This window comes from Salmonella sp. SAL04157, from assembly GCF_046551635.1.
GTDB classification, from domain to species: domain Bacteria; phylum Pseudomonadota; class Gammaproteobacteria; order Enterobacterales; family Enterobacteriaceae; genus Salmonella; species Salmonella enterica.
This window is the reverse complement of record NZ_JBGDVS010000003.1, coordinates 408,444-424,139: the sequence shown is the minus strand read 5'-3', so window position 1 is coordinate 424,139 and position 15,696 is coordinate 408,444. Positions and strand designations below refer to the sequence as shown.

14 protein-coding genes, 3 pseudogenes and 1 other annotated feature are annotated in these 15,696 nt (G+C 52.7%); of the genes and pseudogenes, 6 read left to right on the top strand and 11 right to left on the bottom strand.

Annotated features, from left to right (window positions below; all coding sequences use genetic code 11):
- Positions 1-75: 75 nt before the first annotated feature.
- The 9 genes from hisIE to hisL all read right to left on the bottom strand — a co-directional run bounded on the left by hisIE (position 76) and on the right by hisL (position 7,409).
- Entirely contained in the window at positions 76-687 is a 612-nt protein-coding gene (gene hisIE / locus ACLJRE_RS09065) for a bifunctional phosphoribosyl-AMP cyclohydrolase/phosphoribosyl-ATP diphosphatase HisIE (RefSeq protein ID WP_023212538.1), read from the bottom strand.
- Positions 681-1,457: an imidazole glycerol phosphate synthase subunit HisF gene (hisF, locus tag ACLJRE_RS09060; protein WP_000880125.1), complete on the bottom strand. Its 777-nt coding sequence runs from the start codon at positions 1,455-1,457 to the stop codon at positions 681-683. The genes hisIE and hisF overlap by 7 nt, the downstream gene beginning before the upstream one ends.
- Entirely contained in the window at positions 1,439-2,176 is a 738-nt protein-coding gene (gene hisA, locus ACLJRE_RS09055; protein WP_000586409.1) for a 1-(5-phosphoribosyl)-5-[(5-phosphoribosylamino)methylideneamino]imidazole-4-carboxamide isomerase, read from the bottom strand. The genes hisF and hisA overlap by 19 nt, the downstream gene beginning before the upstream one ends.
- Positions 2,176-2,766 carry an imidazole glycerol phosphate synthase subunit HisH gene (hisH, locus tag ACLJRE_RS09050; RefSeq protein WP_001103591.1) on the bottom strand — a complete coding sequence of 197 codons (591 nt, stop codon included), beginning with the start codon at positions 2,764-2,766 and terminating at the stop codon, positions 2,176-2,178. Before hisH ends, hisA begins: the two co-directional genes overlap by 1 nt.
- On the bottom strand, positions 2,766-3,833 hold the full coding sequence (hisB, locus tag ACLJRE_RS09045) for a bifunctional histidinol-phosphatase/imidazoleglycerol-phosphate dehydratase HisB (RefSeq protein ID WP_023212537.1): 1,068 nt from the start codon (positions 3,831-3,833) through the stop codon (positions 2,766-2,768). The genes hisH and hisB overlap by 1 nt, the downstream gene beginning before the upstream one ends.
- Entirely contained in the window at positions 3,830-4,909 is a 1,080-nt protein-coding gene (hisC, locus tag ACLJRE_RS09040) for a histidinol-phosphate transaminase (protein WP_000102710.1), read from the bottom strand. The genes hisB and hisC overlap by 4 nt, the downstream gene beginning before the upstream one ends.
- Positions 4,906-6,210, bottom strand: a complete 1,305-nt coding sequence (gene hisD, locus ACLJRE_RS09035) for a histidinol dehydrogenase (protein WP_023212536.1) — start codon at positions 6,208-6,210, stop codon at positions 4,906-4,908. The genes hisC and hisD overlap by 4 nt, the downstream gene beginning before the upstream one ends.
- Positions 6,211-6,312: 102 nt before the next feature.
- Positions 6,313-7,212, bottom strand: coding sequence for an ATP phosphoribosyltransferase (gene hisG, locus ACLJRE_RS09030; RefSeq protein WP_000886599.1), 900 nt, complete (start codon positions 7,210-7,212; stop codon positions 6,313-6,315).
- 47 nt (positions 7,213-7,259) lie between these two features.
- Positions 7,260-7,383, bottom strand: a sequence feature (His leader region).
- Positions 7,359-7,409 carry a his operon leader peptide gene (gene hisL / locus ACLJRE_RS09025; RefSeq protein ID WP_001364200.1) on the bottom strand — a complete coding sequence of 17 codons (51 nt, stop codon included), beginning with the start codon at positions 7,407-7,409 and terminating at the stop codon, positions 7,359-7,361. It overlaps the preceding feature by 25 nt.
- A 162-nt stretch (positions 7,410-7,571) precedes the next feature.
- On the opposite strand from hisL, the gene ACLJRE_RS09020 reads away from it, so the two are divergent.
- The 4 genes from ACLJRE_RS09020 to plaP all read left to right on the top strand — a co-directional run bounded on the left by ACLJRE_RS09020 (position 7,572) and on the right by plaP (position 11,000).
- Positions 7,572-8,396 (top strand): SDR family oxidoreductase, encoded by an 825-nt coding sequence (locus ACLJRE_RS09020; protein WP_000754712.1) that lies wholly within the window; start codon positions 7,572-7,574, stop codon positions 8,394-8,396.
- A 45-nt stretch (positions 8,397-8,441) separates the two neighbouring features.
- Positions 8,442-9,356, top strand: coding sequence for a LysR family transcriptional regulator (locus ACLJRE_RS09015; protein ID WP_023212535.1), 915 nt, complete (start codon positions 8,442-8,444; stop codon positions 9,354-9,356).
- 233 nt (positions 9,357-9,589) lie between these two features.
- Complete coding sequence (yoeI, locus tag ACLJRE_RS09010; protein ID WP_096335044.1) at positions 9,590-9,652, top strand: membrane protein YoeI; 63 nt, start codon at positions 9,590-9,592, stop codon at positions 9,650-9,652.
- Positions 9,642-11,000 carry a putrescine/proton symporter PlaP gene (plaP, locus tag ACLJRE_RS09005; RefSeq protein ID WP_001519005.1) on the top strand — a complete coding sequence of 453 codons (1,359 nt, stop codon included), beginning with the start codon at positions 9,642-9,644 and terminating at the stop codon, positions 10,998-11,000. Before yoeI ends, plaP begins: the two co-directional genes overlap by 11 nt.
- Positions 11,001-11,135: 135 nt before the next feature.
- Here the strand turns inward: plaP and sbcB are convergent, their stop codons facing one another.
- Positions 11,136-12,566, bottom strand: a complete 1,431-nt coding sequence (sbcB, locus tag ACLJRE_RS09000; RefSeq protein WP_000216699.1) for an exodeoxyribonuclease I — start codon at positions 12,564-12,566, stop codon at positions 11,136-11,138.
- 135 nt (positions 12,567-12,701) lie between these two features.
- Here sbcB and ACLJRE_RS08995 point away from each other — a divergent pair.
- Positions 12,702-12,779 (top strand): annotated as a pseudogene (locus ACLJRE_RS08995) (hypothetical protein); the annotation flags it as partial.
- A 129-nt stretch (positions 12,780-12,908) separates the two neighbouring features.
- Here the strand turns inward: ACLJRE_RS08995 and sopA are convergent.
- Positions 12,909-15,256, bottom strand: a pseudogene (sopA, locus tag ACLJRE_RS08990) (SPI-1 type III secretion system effector HECT-type E3 ubiquitin transferase SopA).
- Between the two features lie 267 nt (positions 15,257-15,523).
- Between sopA and ACLJRE_RS08985 the strand changes: the two are divergent.
- A pseudogene (locus ACLJRE_RS08985) lies at positions 15,524-15,617 on the top strand (heavy metal-binding domain-containing protein); the annotation flags it as partial.
- Positions 15,618-15,696: the final 79 nt, after the last annotated feature.

The following is a 15,696-nucleotide window of genomic DNA, read 5'->3' as shown; positions in this document are numbered from 1 at the left end:
CTTTGCCGGATGGTGGTCGGCTTCGAAAGGTAAAATTTCTCATTAAAAAACCGGGCATTGCCCGGTTTTTTACGCTTATTGATGACGCTTACGAAGATTGTCGATCACGGTGGTGAGGTTGAGATCCTGATCCTGCAACAGCACCAGCAGGTGGTACATCAAATCAGACGCTTCATTGGTTAATTCAAAACGATCATTGACGGTGGCCGCCAGCGCGGTTTCTACACCTTCTTCGCCAACTTTTTGCGCAATACGTTTAGTACCGCTGGCGTACAGTTTCGCCGTGTAAGAGCTGGCCGGATCGGCGGTTTTGCGCTCTGCCAGTAGCTGCTCCAGTTGATACAGGAATAACCATTGATGGCTGGCGTCGCCAAAGCAGCTGCTGGTACCTTTGTGGCAGGTCGGCCCGACAGGGTTTGCCAGCACCAGCAGTGTATCGTTGTCGCAATCCGGCGCAATGCTGACGACATTCAGCACATGGCCTGAGGTTTCGCCTTTGGTCCATAAACGCTGTTTCGTGCGTGAGAAGAACGTGACATGGCCGGATTCAATGGTTTTGTCCAGCGCTTGTGGGGTCATATAGCCCAGCATCAATACTTCGCCGGATACCGCATGTTGCACGATGGCTGGCATCAGGCCATCGGTTTTTTCCCAGTCCAGCTCGCGGCGTTGTTGCTCTGTTAACATATCCTGATCTCCACGCCCTGGCCTGCCAGGTACGCTTTTAATTCGCCAATATTGATGATTTGCTTGTGAAAAACGGAGGCGGCAAGCGCGCCGTCGACATCGGCATCACGGAATGCCTCAAGAAAGTGTTCCATCGTGCCCGCGCCGCCGGAGGCGATCAGCGGCACGCGGCAAACGTCACGGACTTTTTTCAACTGCGTCAGATCGTAACCGTTACGCACGCCGTCCTGGTTCATCATATTCAGGACGATTTCCCCCGCGCCGCGCTGTTGTACCTCTTGCACCCAATCCAGCGTCTCCCACTGCGTCACGCGGGTACGGTTTTCATCGCCGGTATACTGGTTAACATGATATTTCCCCGTGGCGTCGTCAAACCAGGTATCAATCCCGACGACAATGCACTGTACGCCAAAACGGTCAGCCAGACGGGTAATCAGCGTTGGGTCAGCCAGCGCTGGGGAGTTGATAGAGATCTTATCCGCCCCGAAAGAAAGAATTTTGGCGGCGTCGTCAATTGACCGGATACCACCCGCTACACAAAACGGAATGTCGATCACCTCGGCAACGCGCGCCACCCAGCTTTTATCGACTACGCGGCCATCGCTGGAGGCGGTAATGTCATAGAACACCAGTTCGTCCGCGCCTTCGTCGGCATAGCGTTTGGCCAGCGGAACGATATCGCCAATGATCTCATGGTTGCGAAACTGTACGCCTTTCACCACCTGACCATCACGAACATCCAGACACGGAATTATACGTTTTGCCAGCATTGAATGGCCTCCTTAACGGTAAATTTCCCTTCTAACAGCGCGCGCCCGACAATCACGCCGCGCACGCCGGTGCCGCGCAGGGCGGCAATATCATCGATATCGCCAATACCGCCGGAGGATTGAAAGGCGATCTGCGGATATCTGGCGCATACTTCTTCGTACAGCGACACGTTAGAGCCCGCCAGCGTGCCGTCGCGAGAAATATCGGTACACAGTACATGTTTCAGGCCGACAGGGAGATAGGTCTCCACCAGTTGTTCCAGCGAGACGCCGGAATTTTCCTGCCAGCCGCTAACCGCCACCTGCTTGGTGCCGTGTTCGTCTATGCGAACGTCCAGCGCCAGCACCAGCGCCTGCGCACCAAAACGTTCAAACCAGCCTTTCACCACGTCAGGGGATTTCACCGCCGTTGAACCGATGACCACACGGGCAACGCCAGCTTTCAGTAATGCCGCAACGTCTTCTTCGGTACGCACGCCGCCGCCGACCTGAACAGGCACGTTCACGCCCGCGACCAGGGTTTTAATCAGCGGTATCTGTCGCTTCGCCGGATCTTTAGCGCCGGTCAGATCTACCAGATGCAGCACCCCGGCGCCCTGGGCGGCGTAATCCTGCAAACGGGGTAGGGGATCGTTACCGTAATCCCGCTGGCGGGCGTAGTCGCCCTGATGGAGACGCACCACGGTGCCGTCAATTAAATCTAATGCCGGAATAATCATTACATCTCCAGGAAGTTTTTCAGCAACTGTGCGCCCGCCGCGCCCGAACGTTCCGGATGGAACTGTACGCCGAAGAAATTATCTTTCTGTACCGCCGCGGTAAACGGCTCGCCGTAATTGCACTGGGCGATAGTCCACGGGTTGACCGGCATCGCGTAGCTGTGAACAAAGTAAAAATAGGCGCCATCTTCAATGCCCTGAAACAGCCGATTGCCCGCCTGCGGATACACACGATTCCAGCCCATGTGCGGCAGCGGCAGACCAAAGTCGGTCATTTTCGGCACGTCTTGTTCGATAATGTTCAGCAGATCCACGCCGCGCGTCTCTTCGCTGCGACGACCCAGCAGTTGCATCCCTAAGCAGATACCCAGTACCGGCTGAGTACACGCTTTAATTAAGTCGATCAGTTCACGTTCGCGCAGTTGATCCATAGCGGCCTGCGCCGTGCCGACGCCGGGTAGAAAGAGTTTGTCAGCGCGTAATACGATTTCCGCTTCGCGGCTAACCACCGGGGTGTAACCGTGGCGCGCCACGGCGGATTTTACCGAGCTTAAATTGGCGCAGCCGGTGTCAAGGATGACGACGTTCATCACAGCACTCCTTTCGAGGACGGTAATGTATCGCCCTCCACGCGAATAGCCTGGCGTAGCGTCCGACCAAAGGCTTTAAACAAACTTTCGACACGGTGGTGATCGTTCTTACCCTTAGTCTTGAGATGCAGAGTGACGCCCATCGTGTAAGAGAGTGAGCGGAAAAAGTGTTCAATCATCTCTGTGCTCAAATCGCCCACACGCTGGTAGGTAAATTCAGCTTTATATTCCAGATGCGGACGACCGGAAATATCCAGCGCGCAGCGCGCCAGACATTCATCCATCGGCAGTACAAAGCCAAAACGGCAGATACCGCGCTTGTCGCCGAGTGCCAGTTTTAATGCTTCACCGAGCGCCAGTCCGGTATCTTCTACCGTGTGGTGATCGTCGATATAGAGATCGCCCTTAACGGTAATCTCCATGCGAAAGCCGCCGTGGGTGGCGATTTGATCGAGCATATGGTCAAAGAAGCCGACGCCGGTATTAATCTTGCTGTTGCCTTCGCGATCCAGCCAGACGCTGACATCAATCTGTGTTTCTTTGGTGTTACGGACCACATGCGCATAACGATCGCGTTTCGTTAGCTGTTCGCCAATCATCGTCCAGTTCAGCGTTTCACGGTGATAGCGTAAACCAGTAATGCCCATGTTATCAGCGAGCTGGATATCGGTTGCACGATCGCCAATCACATAGCTGTTGGCGCTATCCATTGCTTGTTCCGCAAGATAACGCTCCACCAGCTTCACTTTGGGCTTGCGGCAGTCGCAATCGTCTGCGGGCAGATGAGGGCAGATCAGCACCTCATCAAAGCATACGCCCTGAGAAGTGAAAATCTGCATCATCAGGTTGTGCGGTCCGTCGAAGTCCGCCTGCGGGAAGCTTTTCGTGCCAAGTCCATCCTGGTTAGTGATCATCACCAGCTTAAAACCGGCTTTTTGCAGTTTCAGCAATACGGGAATCACCTCTGGCTCAAAGGCCAGTTTATCAAAGCGGTCTACCTGAAAATCGCTCGGCGGTTCGGAAATTAAGGTTCCGTCCCGGTCGATGAAAAGATACTTCTGACTCATACTGGCTCCGCACGTAAGGCGTCAATGACGCGCTGGTTTTCCTGGCGGGTGCCGACCGTAATCCGCAGGCAGCCGCTTAAAGAAGGTTGTTTATTCTGATCGCGTAAGATAATGCCCTGATCCCATAAGGATTTAAACACGCTGCTGGAGGCAGTAAATCGCGCCAGAATATAGTTGGTTTCAGAGTCAAAGACGTGTTCTACGCAGGCGGTCTGTTGCAGGGCATTCACCAGATACTGACGTTCCTGCACTGTCTGCGCCACGCGATCGCGCATTGCGTTTATTCCCTGCGGGCTCAGCGCCTGGGCGGCGATATCCGCCACTGGCGTAGAAAGCGGATAAGGGGCGATCACTTTTAACAGCAGGTTGATCACCTCTTCATTAGCCAGAGTAAAGCCGCAGCGCAGACCCGCCAGCGCAAAAGCTTTCGACAATGTGCGTAGGATAACCAGATGAGGATATTCAACCAGCCAGCCTGTCAGCGTGGCCTGTGGGCAAAACTCAATATAAGCTTCGTCGGCGACGACTATCGCTTTACCGCGTGTCAACTCCAGCAGCGTGCGCAGATCCTGCGGGTTGATAAGTTGCCCGGTAGGATTATTGGGGCTACAAACGAACACCACTTTTGCGCCGTCAAGGTTGTCGGAAATCCCCTGTAGATCCAGCTGCCAGTTTTCAAGCGCGGGAACCGTCCGGCGCTCTACGCCAATAGTTTCGGCGCTGACGCTGTACATACCGTAAGTGGGCGGACAGTAGAGAATGGCGTCTTTCCCCGGTTCGCAGAAGGCGCGGATCACCAGCTCGATCCCTTCATCCGCGCCGCGGCTGACCAGCACCTGCTCCGGCTTTACGCCAGCATATTGCGCGTAGTTTTCAATCACGGCCTTTGGCTGGCATTCCGGGTAGCGGTTAAGCGTTTGTTGGGTGAGCTGAAACTCCACCGCTGTCGGGAATTCATTCGCGTTCAGCCAGACATCGCCGTTACCGCCCAGACGGCGGGCGGACTGATACGGTACCAGGTTGCGGACATTTTCACGGGCTAAGTCAGCGACGCTGAGAGTGTTTTCAGTGCTCATGCTTGCTCCTTGAGGGCGTTTACGCGCAGGGTCACGGCATTTTTATGGGCGGTCAGACGTTCTGCCGCCGCCAATGTTTCAATGGTTGATGCCAGAGCGGAAAAGCCCGCTTTCGACAGTTCCTGAACGGTCATCCGTTTCTGGAAATCCGCTAACCCAAGGCTGGAACAGGTAGCAGTATAGCCATAGGTCGGTAAAACATGGTTGGTTCCGGAAGCGTAATCACCGGCGGATTCCGGCGACCAGTCGCCGAGGAATACCGAGCCTGCGCTGGTAATCGTATCCACCAAATCGCGCGCATTGCGCGTCTGGATAATTAAGTGTTCCGGCCCATACTGATTAGAGATGGCGACGCACTGCGCTAAATCTTTGGTCACAATCAGACGACTGGCGTTCAGGGCCTGCCGGGCGGTGTCCGCGCGCGGCAGCTCCGCCAGTTGACGTTCTACCGCCTCCGCCACCTTGCGGGCAATGTCAGCATCAGGCGTCAGCAGGATCACCTGCGAATCCGGACCGTGCTCAGCCTGGGAGAGCAGGTCAGAAGCGACGAAATCCGGTGTTGCGCCGCTGTCGGCGATCACCAGTACTTCAGACGGCCCGGCTGGCATATCGATAGCCGCGCCGTCGAGGCGCTGGCTGACCTGACGCTTGGCTTCGGTTACAAAGGCGTTGCCGGGGCCAAAAATTTTATCCACTTTCGGTACGGACTCGCTGCCGAAGGCCAGAGCGGCAATCGCCTGCGCGCCGCCGACGTTAAAGATTTCCTGTACGCCACACAGTTGCGCCGCATAGAGGATTTCATCAGCGATGGGCGGCGGCGAGCACAGAACCACGTTCTGACATCCTGCAATGCGCGCCGGCGTCGCCAGCATCAGCACCGTTGAGAAGAGCGGAGCCGAGCCGCCGGGAATATACAGACCGACAGACGCGACGGGACGCGTAACCTGCTGGCAACGCACGCCTGGCTGGGTTTCTATATCTACTGGCGGTAGCGTCTGCGCGGAATGGAACGTTTCAATATTTTTGACGGCCGCGGCCATCGCCTGTTTTAGTTCGTCGCTCAGACGCGCGCCGGCGGCGGCGATCTCTTCAGGGGTAATGCGTAGCGCTGTCACTTCTGTTTTATCAAATTTAGCGCTGTATTCACGCAGGGCATCGTCACCGCGCGTTTTTACATTATCCAGAATATCGCTGACCGTCCGGGTAATACTGTCAGAGGCGGAAATCGCCGGACGCGTCAGCAGCGCACGCTGCTGCTCAGGGCTACAGCTGTTCCAGTCAATCAGGGTATTGAAGCTCATGGTCTTTACTCCATCACAGGGTTCCGCCTTATCCGGCCTACTGAACCCAAAATATCAACGCATTACGTAGGCCTGATAAGCGCAGCGCCATCAGGCGTCAGATCACTCCATCATCTTCTCGATCGGCAGTACCAGAATCGAGCTGGCGCCAAGCGCTTTCAGTTTCTCCATGGTTTCCCAGAACAGCGTTTCGCTGCTGACCATGTGCATCGCCACGCGCTGTTGCTCGCCCGCCAGCGGCAGGATTGTCGGCCTTTCAGCGCCAGGCAGCAGGGCGATAACCTCTTCCAGGCGTTCACTTGGCGCGTGCATCATGATGTATTTCGATTCGCGCGCCTGAATCACGCCCTGAATACGGGTCAGCAATTTATCGATCAGCTCTTGCTTGCTCTGTGCCATCTCACCGTCGCGCTGAATCAGACAGGCTTTAGAGCGGTAGATAACTTCGACTTCACGCAGGCCGTTAGCTTCAAGCGTCGCGCCAGTAGAGACCAAATCGCAGATAGCGTCGGCCAGCCCCGCGCGCGGCGCGACTTCGACAGAACCATTTAACAGACACGATTTAAAAGAGACGCCTTTCTGGTCGAGGTAGCGTTTGAGGAGGTGCGGATAAGAGGTAGCGATACGTTTACCGTCCAGCGCGGCCGGGCCGTCCCAGGCTTCGTCAACCGGCGTTGCCAGCGATAAACGGCAGCCGCCGAAGTCAAGACGGCGCAGGGTAAAATAGCGCGGATCTTCGCCCTGCGCGCGGCGGTTGAGTAGCTCTTCTTCCAGCACGTTCTCGCCGATAATGCCGAGATCGACCACGCCATCCATCACCAGACCCGGAATGTCATCATCACGCACGCGCAGGATATCAATCGGCATGTTTTCCGCCATCGCAATCAGGCGCTGAGTGTGTAAATTAATTTTTATGCCGCAGCGGGCCAGCAATTCTCGTGAATCATCGCTTAAACGGCCTGATTTCTGAATAGCTATGCGTAAGCGGGTGTTGTCTAACATTCTGCGTTCCTCTTTATCCTGTCTGAACCGGTCTGTATCGCGCGCCAAAAAAAAAGCCCCCGGAAGATGATCTTCCGGGGGCTTTCTCATGCGTTCATGCACCACTGGAAGATCTGAATGTCTTCCAGCACACATCGCCTGAAAGACTAGTCAGGATGATGGTGATGATGGTGGTGTTTAAATTGAACGCGTGTCATAAAAATTCCGATGAATGCTTATTCATTTGATACCTTTTAACCTAAACCACTTTTACGCCTTAAAGCAAGCGCTTTTTTCATTTCGCATTTATAGTATGAATTGTCAGTCACGGCGGGCTGGCGTAGCCTTATGTATAAGGCGTTAAAGTCAGGAGAAAATGGATGAAAAAGGTCGCAATTGTCGGTTTAGGTTGGTTAGGCATGCCGCTGGCAATGTCGCTGGCAGCGAGAGGCTGGCAGGTTACCGGCAGCAAAACCACCCTTGACGGGGTGGAAGCGGCCCGTATGAGTGGAATTGAAAGCTATCCGCTGCGTCTGGAGCCGGAGCTGGTCTGTGAGGCGGACGATCTTGACGCTCTGCTGGATGTCGATGCGCTGGTGATAACACTGCCCGCGCGCCGTAGCGGTCCGGGAGAGGATTTTTATCTGCAGGCGATGCAGGAACTGGTCGACAGCGCGCTGGCTTATCGTATCCCGCGTATTATTTTTACCAGTTCGACGTCTGTTTACGGCGATGCGCAAGGCGTGGTGAAAGAGAATACGCCGCGTAATCCGGTCACGGCCAGCGGGCGTACCCTGAAGGAACTGGAAGATTGGCTGCATAATCTGCCGGGCACGTCAGTGGATATTCTGCGGCTGGCGGGGTTGGTCGGGCCTGGACGCCACCCCGGACGTTTCTTTGCTGGAAAAACCGCGCCGGATGGTCAACACGGGGTCAATCTGGTGCATCTTGAAGACGTGGTTGGCGCAATTACCCTCTTGCTACAGGCGCCGAAAGGGGGGCACATCTATAATATATGTGCGCCGGCGCATCCAGCCCGCAACGTGTTTTATCCGCAAATGACGCGCTTGCTGGGAATGGCGCCGCCGCATTTTCGTGACGCACCGGACAACGGCAAAGGGAAGATTATCGACGGTAGCCGGATTTGTAATGAGCTGGGATTTGAATATCAATATCCCGATCCGCTGGTGATGCCGATGGAGTGAGTCGCTGTCCAGCAGGTGGTCGCCATATAGCGCAAGGGGACGAGTATGAAACCACTGCTGGACGTTCTGATTATTCTTGATGCGTTAGAAAAAGAAGGCAGCTTCGCGGCGGCGTCGGCAAAATTATTTAAAACGCCGTCCGCCCTCAGTTATACCGTTCATAAGCTGGAAAACGATCTTAATATCCAACTGCTCGACCGTAGCGGGCATCGCGCGCGATTTACGCGAACCGGTAAGATGCTACTGGAAAAAGGCCGTGAAGTGCTGCACACCGTTCGCGAGCTGGAAAAGCAGGCGATTAAACTGCATGAAGGCTGGGAGAACGAACTGGTCATCGGTGTGGATGATACCTTTCCCTTTTCTCTTCTGGCCCCGCTTATCGACGCTTTTTATCAACGCCACAGCGTGACGCGCCTTAAATTTGTTAATGGCGTTCTCGGCGGTTCATGGGAGACGCTGACGCAGGGAAGGGCGGATATCATTGTTGGCGCCATGCGCGCGCCGCCGCCTGACACCGGCTTTGGCTTTGCAAGACTGGGCGATCTTGAACTGGTGTTTGCTGTCGCCCCGCATCATCCGCTGGTTCATGAAGAGGAACCGCTTAGCCGCCAGACGATCAAACGTTTTCGCGCGATTGTGGTTGGCGATAGCGTCCATTCCTCGCGATCAATAGGGTCTGAACTGCTCGACGCTCAGGAAGCGATTACCGTGTTTGATTTTAAAACCAAGCTGGAGCTGCAAATTAGCGGCCTGGGATGCGGCTATTTACCGCGTTATCTGGCGCAGCGATTTTTGGAAAGCGGCGCGCTTATAGAGAAGAAAGTTGTGGCGCAAACCGTCTATGAACCGGTGTGGGTTGGCTGGAATGAACAGACCGCCGGGCTGGCCAGCGGCTGGTGGCGGGATGAAATTTTAGCAAATAATGCTATTGCTGGGGTGTATGCAAAATCGCCGGTTTAAAAATCAATCGCTTATGAAAAATAATTTTTTGAACGCGCTCGCATTCTCTTGTCATTTCACTTCAATTTAGGGCAGAATACGCCGCTTGCAAAAAATGACACTAACCGACGTTTTAATACGCGTCGGTTATTTTTTTGCTTCAAACACATCATTCAATACCAAGAGGCCGGGCTTCGTACCGGATAGATACTTACTTAAAAATCGACAGTTGTTGTCGCTGAGGAATCCAGAAAATGGGGCAATTTTTTGCTTACGCGACGGCATTCGCCGTAAAGGAGAATGACCATGTCGCATAACGTTACTCCAAACACCTCTCGCGTGGAATTACGTAAAACGCTTACGTTAGTTCCGGTTGTAATGATGGGTCTTGCCTATATGCAGCCGATGACGCTGTTCGATACATTTGGTATCGTTTCAGGCCTCACTGACGGTCACGTACCGACGGCGTATGCATTCGCGTTAATCGCGATTCTGTTTACGGCGTTGAGCTACGGGAAACTGGTGCGTCGCTACCCTTCCGCGGGTTCGGCGTACACCTACGCCCAGAAATCCATCAGCCCGACTGTTGGCTTTATGGTGGGTTGGTCTTCTCTGCTCGATTATCTGTTCGCGCCGATGATCAACATTCTGTTGGCGAAAATTTATTTTGAAGCGCTGGTGCCCTCCATTCCGTCATGGGTGTTTGTCGTGGCGCTGGTGGCCTTTATGACGGCCTTTAACCTGCGCAGCCTCAAATCGGTCGCTAACTTCAACACCGTGATTGTAGTGCTACAGGTGGTGCTGATTGCGGTCATTCTGGGCATGGTGGTTTATGGCGTATTTGAAGGCGAAGGCGCCGGTACGCTGGCGAGCACCCGTCCGTTCTGGTCCGGCGATGCGCACGTTATCCCGATGATTACGGGAGCGACGATCCTGTGCTTCTCCTTTACCGGCTTTGACGGCATCAGTAACCTGTCGGAAGAGACCAAAGATGCTGAACGCGTGATCCCGCGTGCGATTTTCCTGACCGCGCTGATTGGCGGCCTGATCTTCATCTTTGCAACCTATTTCCTGCAATTGTACTTCCCGGATATCTCTCGCTTTAAAGATCCGGATGCGTCTCAGCCGGAAATCATGCTGTACGTGGCGGGTAAAACCTTCCAGGTTGGTGCGCTGATCTTCTCTACTATCACCGTGCTGGCTTCCGGTATGGCGGCGCATGCAGGCGTAGCGCGCCTGATGTACGTAATGGGGCGTGACGGCGTATTCCCGAAAAGCTTCTTCGGTTACGTTCATCCGAAATGGCGTACGCCAGCGATGAACATCATCCTGGTCGGGGCGATCGCGCTGCTGGCGATTAATTTTGACCTGGTGATGGCGACGGCGCTGATTAACTTTGGTGCGCTGGTCGCGTTTACCTTCGTTAACCTGTCGGTGATTTCGCAGTTCTGGATCCGTGAGAAGCGTAATAAAACGTTGAAAGATCACTTCCAGTATCTGTTCCTGCCCATGTGCGGCGCGCTCACGGTTGGCGCGTTGTGGGTTAACCTGGAAGAGAGCTCAATGGTACTGGGCCTGATCTGGGCGGGTATCGGGCTGATTTATCTGGCGTGCGTAACTAAAAGCTTCCGCAACCCGGTTCCACAGTACGAAGACGTCGCGTAATCGCGCGTATTATCGGTAATAGTAAAACCGGAGGCAGTGCCTCCGGTTTTTTGTTTGTCATCCAGCATGTTTACCGGATGGCGGCGTCACTATTTATCCGCTCTGGATTAACAATGCCCGTCAGGCATTGGTCAATTACACAATCTCAGTTGCGTACTGCCACAGTGATTTCAGCAGCCCCAGCTTCGTTTTATCTTCCGCATACTGCTGAGAAAGCATCTGCAATTCGTTGGCATACTGTTGTAAAAACTCCGGCGTCAGCACCTGACGGCGATGCTCCAGCCAGCGCTGCTGCTCTGCGTCATCCAGCGTACCGGGAAAATTGCGCGCGCGGTAATTAAACAGTAGCTTCTCAATGCGCTTATCGACAAAGGTAATATCTAGCGCGGGCAGGTTACGCGGCTCGGTTTCGAGTACGATTTTCATGGCTGCGCGATCGGCATCGCTGAAAAAACCATCATAGAGCTGGGCATCAACGTTATCCGAGGCGGCAAAAGGTTCGGCTTCGGCAAAAATCGCCACCACTTTGTCGCGGACCTGCGGGTTTTCACGCAACACTTTCAGGTTATCCAGGCAGTGCTGGCGGTTAATTCCCAGCCGGTCGGCATCCTCCGGGCGCAAGGTATTCGCCTGCGCCAGTACCGGACATTTATTGATATGCACCAGCTTTACCGGCACTGCGGCGTGATCGCCAAGATCGGCTTTGGCCGTATAAAGCCGCTCGCGAAGGGTGTCGCTGTCCAGCTCAAGAAGAGGAGAAATATCGCCTGCTAAATCGACCATGATCACCGCGTTACGGTTTTCAGGATGCCACGCCAGCGGCGCGACCCAGCTTGTATTACCGCGCCACGCACCAAACATGCCGGAGACATGTACCAGCGGCTTCATTTGCGGAACGTCAATCAGCGCCGCCAGTTTATGTTTACTGCGGTGGCTATAAAGATAATCAAACAGCCGCGGCTGGCGTGTTTTCACCAGTTGCGCCATCGCAATAGTGGCGTAGACATCCGCCATCGCATCATGCGCGTTGCTGTGTTCGATCCCGTTCGCCTGGGTTAAATGTTCCAGACGAAAGCTGGGCAGGCCGTCGTCGTTTTCCGGCCAGTTAATTCCCTCCGGGCGCAGCGCATAACAGGCGCGCATGACATCCAATAGATCCCAACGTGAATTATCATGCTGCCAGCTCCAGGCATAGGGATCGTAAAAGTTGCGATAAAAAATATTGCGCGTGACTTCATCATCAAAGCGCACATTGTTGTAGCCCACAACGCAGGTTTTAGGAACGGTAAACAGCGCATGAATGCGTCTGGCGAAAGCGGCTTCGTTTTCTCCTTTCTCACGCGCTTCCTGCGGCGTGATGCCGGTAATCAGCACTGCGCCGGGCTGCGGTAGATAATCATCGGCGGGTTTGCAATAAAACACCTCCGGCTCGCCAATAACGTTGAAGTCGTTATCCGTACGGAGCGCGGCGAATTGCGCAGGTCTGTCGAGGGCCGGATGCGTACCGAAGGTTTCGTAATCATGGAAGAGGAATGTGCTCTGTATGCTGTCGTTTTTAACTGTCACTTGATGTACACGCCTGATGTTATATGTATATGAAATATTTTATTCTTTTATTTTGTCGTTGATGGATTGTATTTGTACACCAATTGATATTGTTGCTAATGTTCGTACATGCGATGGTGAGTACAAAATACTAAAATGACCATCAGCGACACTAAGCTACGCTCCCTCTATGGTAAACCATATTCCGGTTCATCTGAAATTACTGATTCCGATTTAGTACTGTATGGAATTTAGGCCAGGGTCAATCTGGCCGGGATCTCAAAAAATGCATGGACTAAAACGGGTCTATTTACAGAGGGACACAACGCTGTGTCCCTTAATTCCATGCGGGTTAAGGCTGGACTACGCCCAGGCCAGTGGCAGGATGGATGACAGAACACTCGGGAAATATTTTCTGGCATGACGTTGCATACTATCCGCCACAACGCTGGTACAGGTAAAGGCGCCATGGAGGCCGTGAAAACGGTCGGACCAGTCGGTAAACTGTTCGCTGGACGGGAAGATCGCCGGAGACAGCTCCCAGGCTTTCTGCATCAGCGCCTCCGCATAGCCTCTCAGGGCCGGCGGAGAGTCATGCTCAGTGCCGAAAATGGCGCTGGAGGAATAGCGTGCGAATGCGGTACTGAGACAGAACAGGGTTTCCGCCTGCTTCTGTGGGGTGGCGTCAGTCAGGTGATAAGCACTGAGGATGTGCTGGTAGTGTGCCGGGCTGAGTTTGCCTTCAGGAAGCAGGGGGTCAAAAATGGTGTTCAGACGCGACACTGAGGCATCATCAATCAACTTCACGGTGGAATGTTTCTGGTTCGTGGCGGCAATAAACTGCTGGTTCAGCTCCCCGTGCTCTTCAGTGCTGAGGATGATATCAATCAGTTCCCCAAAGCGTCGCTGCACGGCCTGCTGATTAAATGCGGCGAGAAACATCGGAAAGTCATGACGGAATAACTCTACCGGAGAGATTTGCGCGGTGGAAACGTTCTCTCCGGCTCGCAGCAGGTAAAAGTTGTCCCATGCAGTGTCAGGAGTAGGGTTTAGCATTGTTAACAGCGTGTCAGTGGAGAGCATCATCGCCGTGTCTGAATCCTGGGAGGAAAGCAGCAGGAAATTATCTGCAGCGCGGGTTGTCCAGTCCGGGCTGCCGTCATAATTGCCGAAGAGCCCATTATGGATCTGGGGAGACACCGCCGGGTGAGCAAGATACTGTTCATAAAGCGCTGCAGCTTTCTGGCGGATGCCATCAGTGCAGTCCACGCCTGTCATACAGTGTAAAATCACCTGATTAAAGAGTCCGCTGTGAGTGGTCATGGCGGCGCGTTCCTGTCAAACGAATCCAGCAACACAGGCAGTATGCGCTGCTGATAATATGTGTCAGGAGCCGGCAGGGGAACGTCATTATAGGTCTGGCACTGGTGGGCAAAAAAACGTTCCTGAACAGGCCTGATCCACTCGCTGATAAGCGCACTTTGCGTATAGGGGGGGTGGGCCAGTACGCTCACCAGCGAGCTTTCAACTGGCCGGATACGTGCCTCTGTTAAGCGGCCACTCCGAAATGACTTTACCAGATCTTCCATTGCCCGGACTTTTTCCTGTCTGTATTTATCGGGCAGGTTGTTAATGGTCATCAGAATACTTTTACCATTATTATGTTCATGATTTAAAAATCCATCCACAGCGTTCTCAGTCCAAAGGAGTGGCATTTGCAGCCAGATATCACCTAGACGAATAAAATTTCCGCCCCCTGACACTGACGGAGGTGATGAATTATCCGGTTCATTTAAAATAACGTCGGAGAGGTTGGCTTTGTGAGGTATAAGCGTATTTTTTAAGGTTGTATTAATAAAAGAGGGCTGTTGTTGTGTAGTAATTGAATACAGTAAAGACACTTCATTCATGTCTGAATTACTAAATTTCGTATTACTGCAGACTACATCATTCAGTGTCGAATAAGTGAATCGGCATTCGTCAAAATGTAAATGAGATATATCAGAATAAGTAAATTTTGAATTTGAAAAGTTGAACCCCTTGATAATATCGCCGTCTCGCTTCATGAAGTTGGGGGGCAATATTTTGCTGAATTTAATATTACGGAAATCTGCGTTTGAAAAATCGCGATCTGCGGTCGTAAGGGGTTCTCCGGCTTGCTGTCGTAAAACTGCATCCGTGAGTTTCTTAGCCCAGTCGGCAGGTGATGACGGGGAAGACGTAGCCTGAAGTGAGAGGGAGGGGGATACTGGTGGTGTTCTACCTTCAGAAACCGTTGGCCTGTTATTGGCTGATACAGAGACTCCACCGGGGAGCGGGGCCGCACCTGTCACTCTGTAATTATAATCACGTGATTGATTTGCAATATGCTTGCGCATGAATGCTGCAGTCATTTTTGAGGCATCTTCTTCTGAAATATTTTTCTTACCTGTATTATTTGTATCTTTAATATTTTTAACAGTAATCAATGTTTTGTTTAAGGTGTTTTTATCTTTCCGCTGAAAGAAGTCTTTTATTTTTTGTGGTAACGTGAACTCAATCGGTGAGTCCTTTCCTGTTTTAAATTTTTCATTTAAAGATGTATGCGTGTTTTTAACACTGGTTATTTTTGAGGCGAGCCCGTTTTTCGTATGTTCACGAATAGAGGTAATTAATTTTTTAACCTGGTTAGGAATAGTAGAAAAATTAATTGTGCCTGATGATATTTTCATTAGAATTCCTTATCAACATCATTATGGAAAAACGGTCTGGATTTTTAACGCCTTAGAAGTAAGTTTCATATGTCGGTATGGCGATGGAGATCACAATTCACCATGTTATCTGGCAGGTTTCTTTCAGAAAGTGTCCATCCTGCCATCATGTCACCGTATTGTGGGATGCTGACGTATCTGCGGAAAAATCCATGCATAAGAGAGCGGGTCGGGTAATGAAGCCTATAAGTGCGCAAAAGTAAACCCGCTTTGATGCTCAATCAGCGTTTTTTCGCCGGCATTCGGGATATCGTCGGCGGACGGTCCGGCGCGTATGAGAAAGAACTGCGAAAAGCCGCGCGAAATCGCTTTTCAGGAACTAATCGTTTTTTTTAAAATATTATTACGTGTTATTGGAGTTGTATCATTTTTATAATTAACAGTGGGTTGTTTGATAATTC

Excerpts from the sequence above, each read along its gene's own strand:
- ACLJRE_RS09015 (WP_023212535.1), top strand. The coding sequence starts at position 8,442 with ATGAAACCACTGCTGGACGTTCTGATTATTCTTGATGCGTTAGAAAAA.
- hisA (WP_000586409.1), bottom strand. The coding sequence starts at position 2,176 with ATGATTATTCCGGCATTAGATTTAATTGACGGCACCGTGGTGCGTCTC.
- plaP (WP_001519005.1), top strand. The coding sequence starts at position 9,642 with ATGTCGCATAACGTTACTCCAAACACCTCTCGCGTGGAATTACGTAAA.
- ACLJRE_RS09020 (WP_000754712.1), top strand. The coding sequence starts at position 7,572 with ATGAAAAAGGTCGCAATTGTCGGTTTAGGTTGGTTAGGCATGCCGCTG.
- hisIE (WP_023212538.1), bottom strand. The coding sequence starts at position 687 with ATGTTAACAGAGCAACAACGCCGCGAGCTGGACTGGGAAAAAACCGAT.
- hisB (WP_023212537.1), bottom strand. The coding sequence starts at position 3,833 with ATGAGTCAGAAGTATCTTTTCATCGACCGGGACGGAACCTTAATTTCC.
- hisG (WP_000886599.1), bottom strand. The coding sequence starts at position 7,212 with ATGTTAGACAACACCCGCTTACGCATAGCTATTCAGAAATCAGGCCGT.
- hisH (WP_001103591.1), bottom strand. The coding sequence starts at position 2,766 with ATGAACGTCGTCATCCTTGACACCGGCTGCGCCAATTTAAGCTCGGTA.
- hisC (WP_000102710.1), bottom strand. The coding sequence starts at position 4,909 with ATGAGCACTGAAAACACTCTCAGCGTCGCTGACTTAGCCCGTGAAAAT.
- hisF (WP_000880125.1), bottom strand. The coding sequence starts at position 1,457 with ATGCTGGCAAAACGTATAATTCCGTGTCTGGATGTTCGTGATGGTCAG.
- hisD (WP_023212536.1), bottom strand. The coding sequence starts at position 6,210 with ATGAGCTTCAATACCCTGATTGACTGGAACAGCTGTAGCCCTGAGCAG.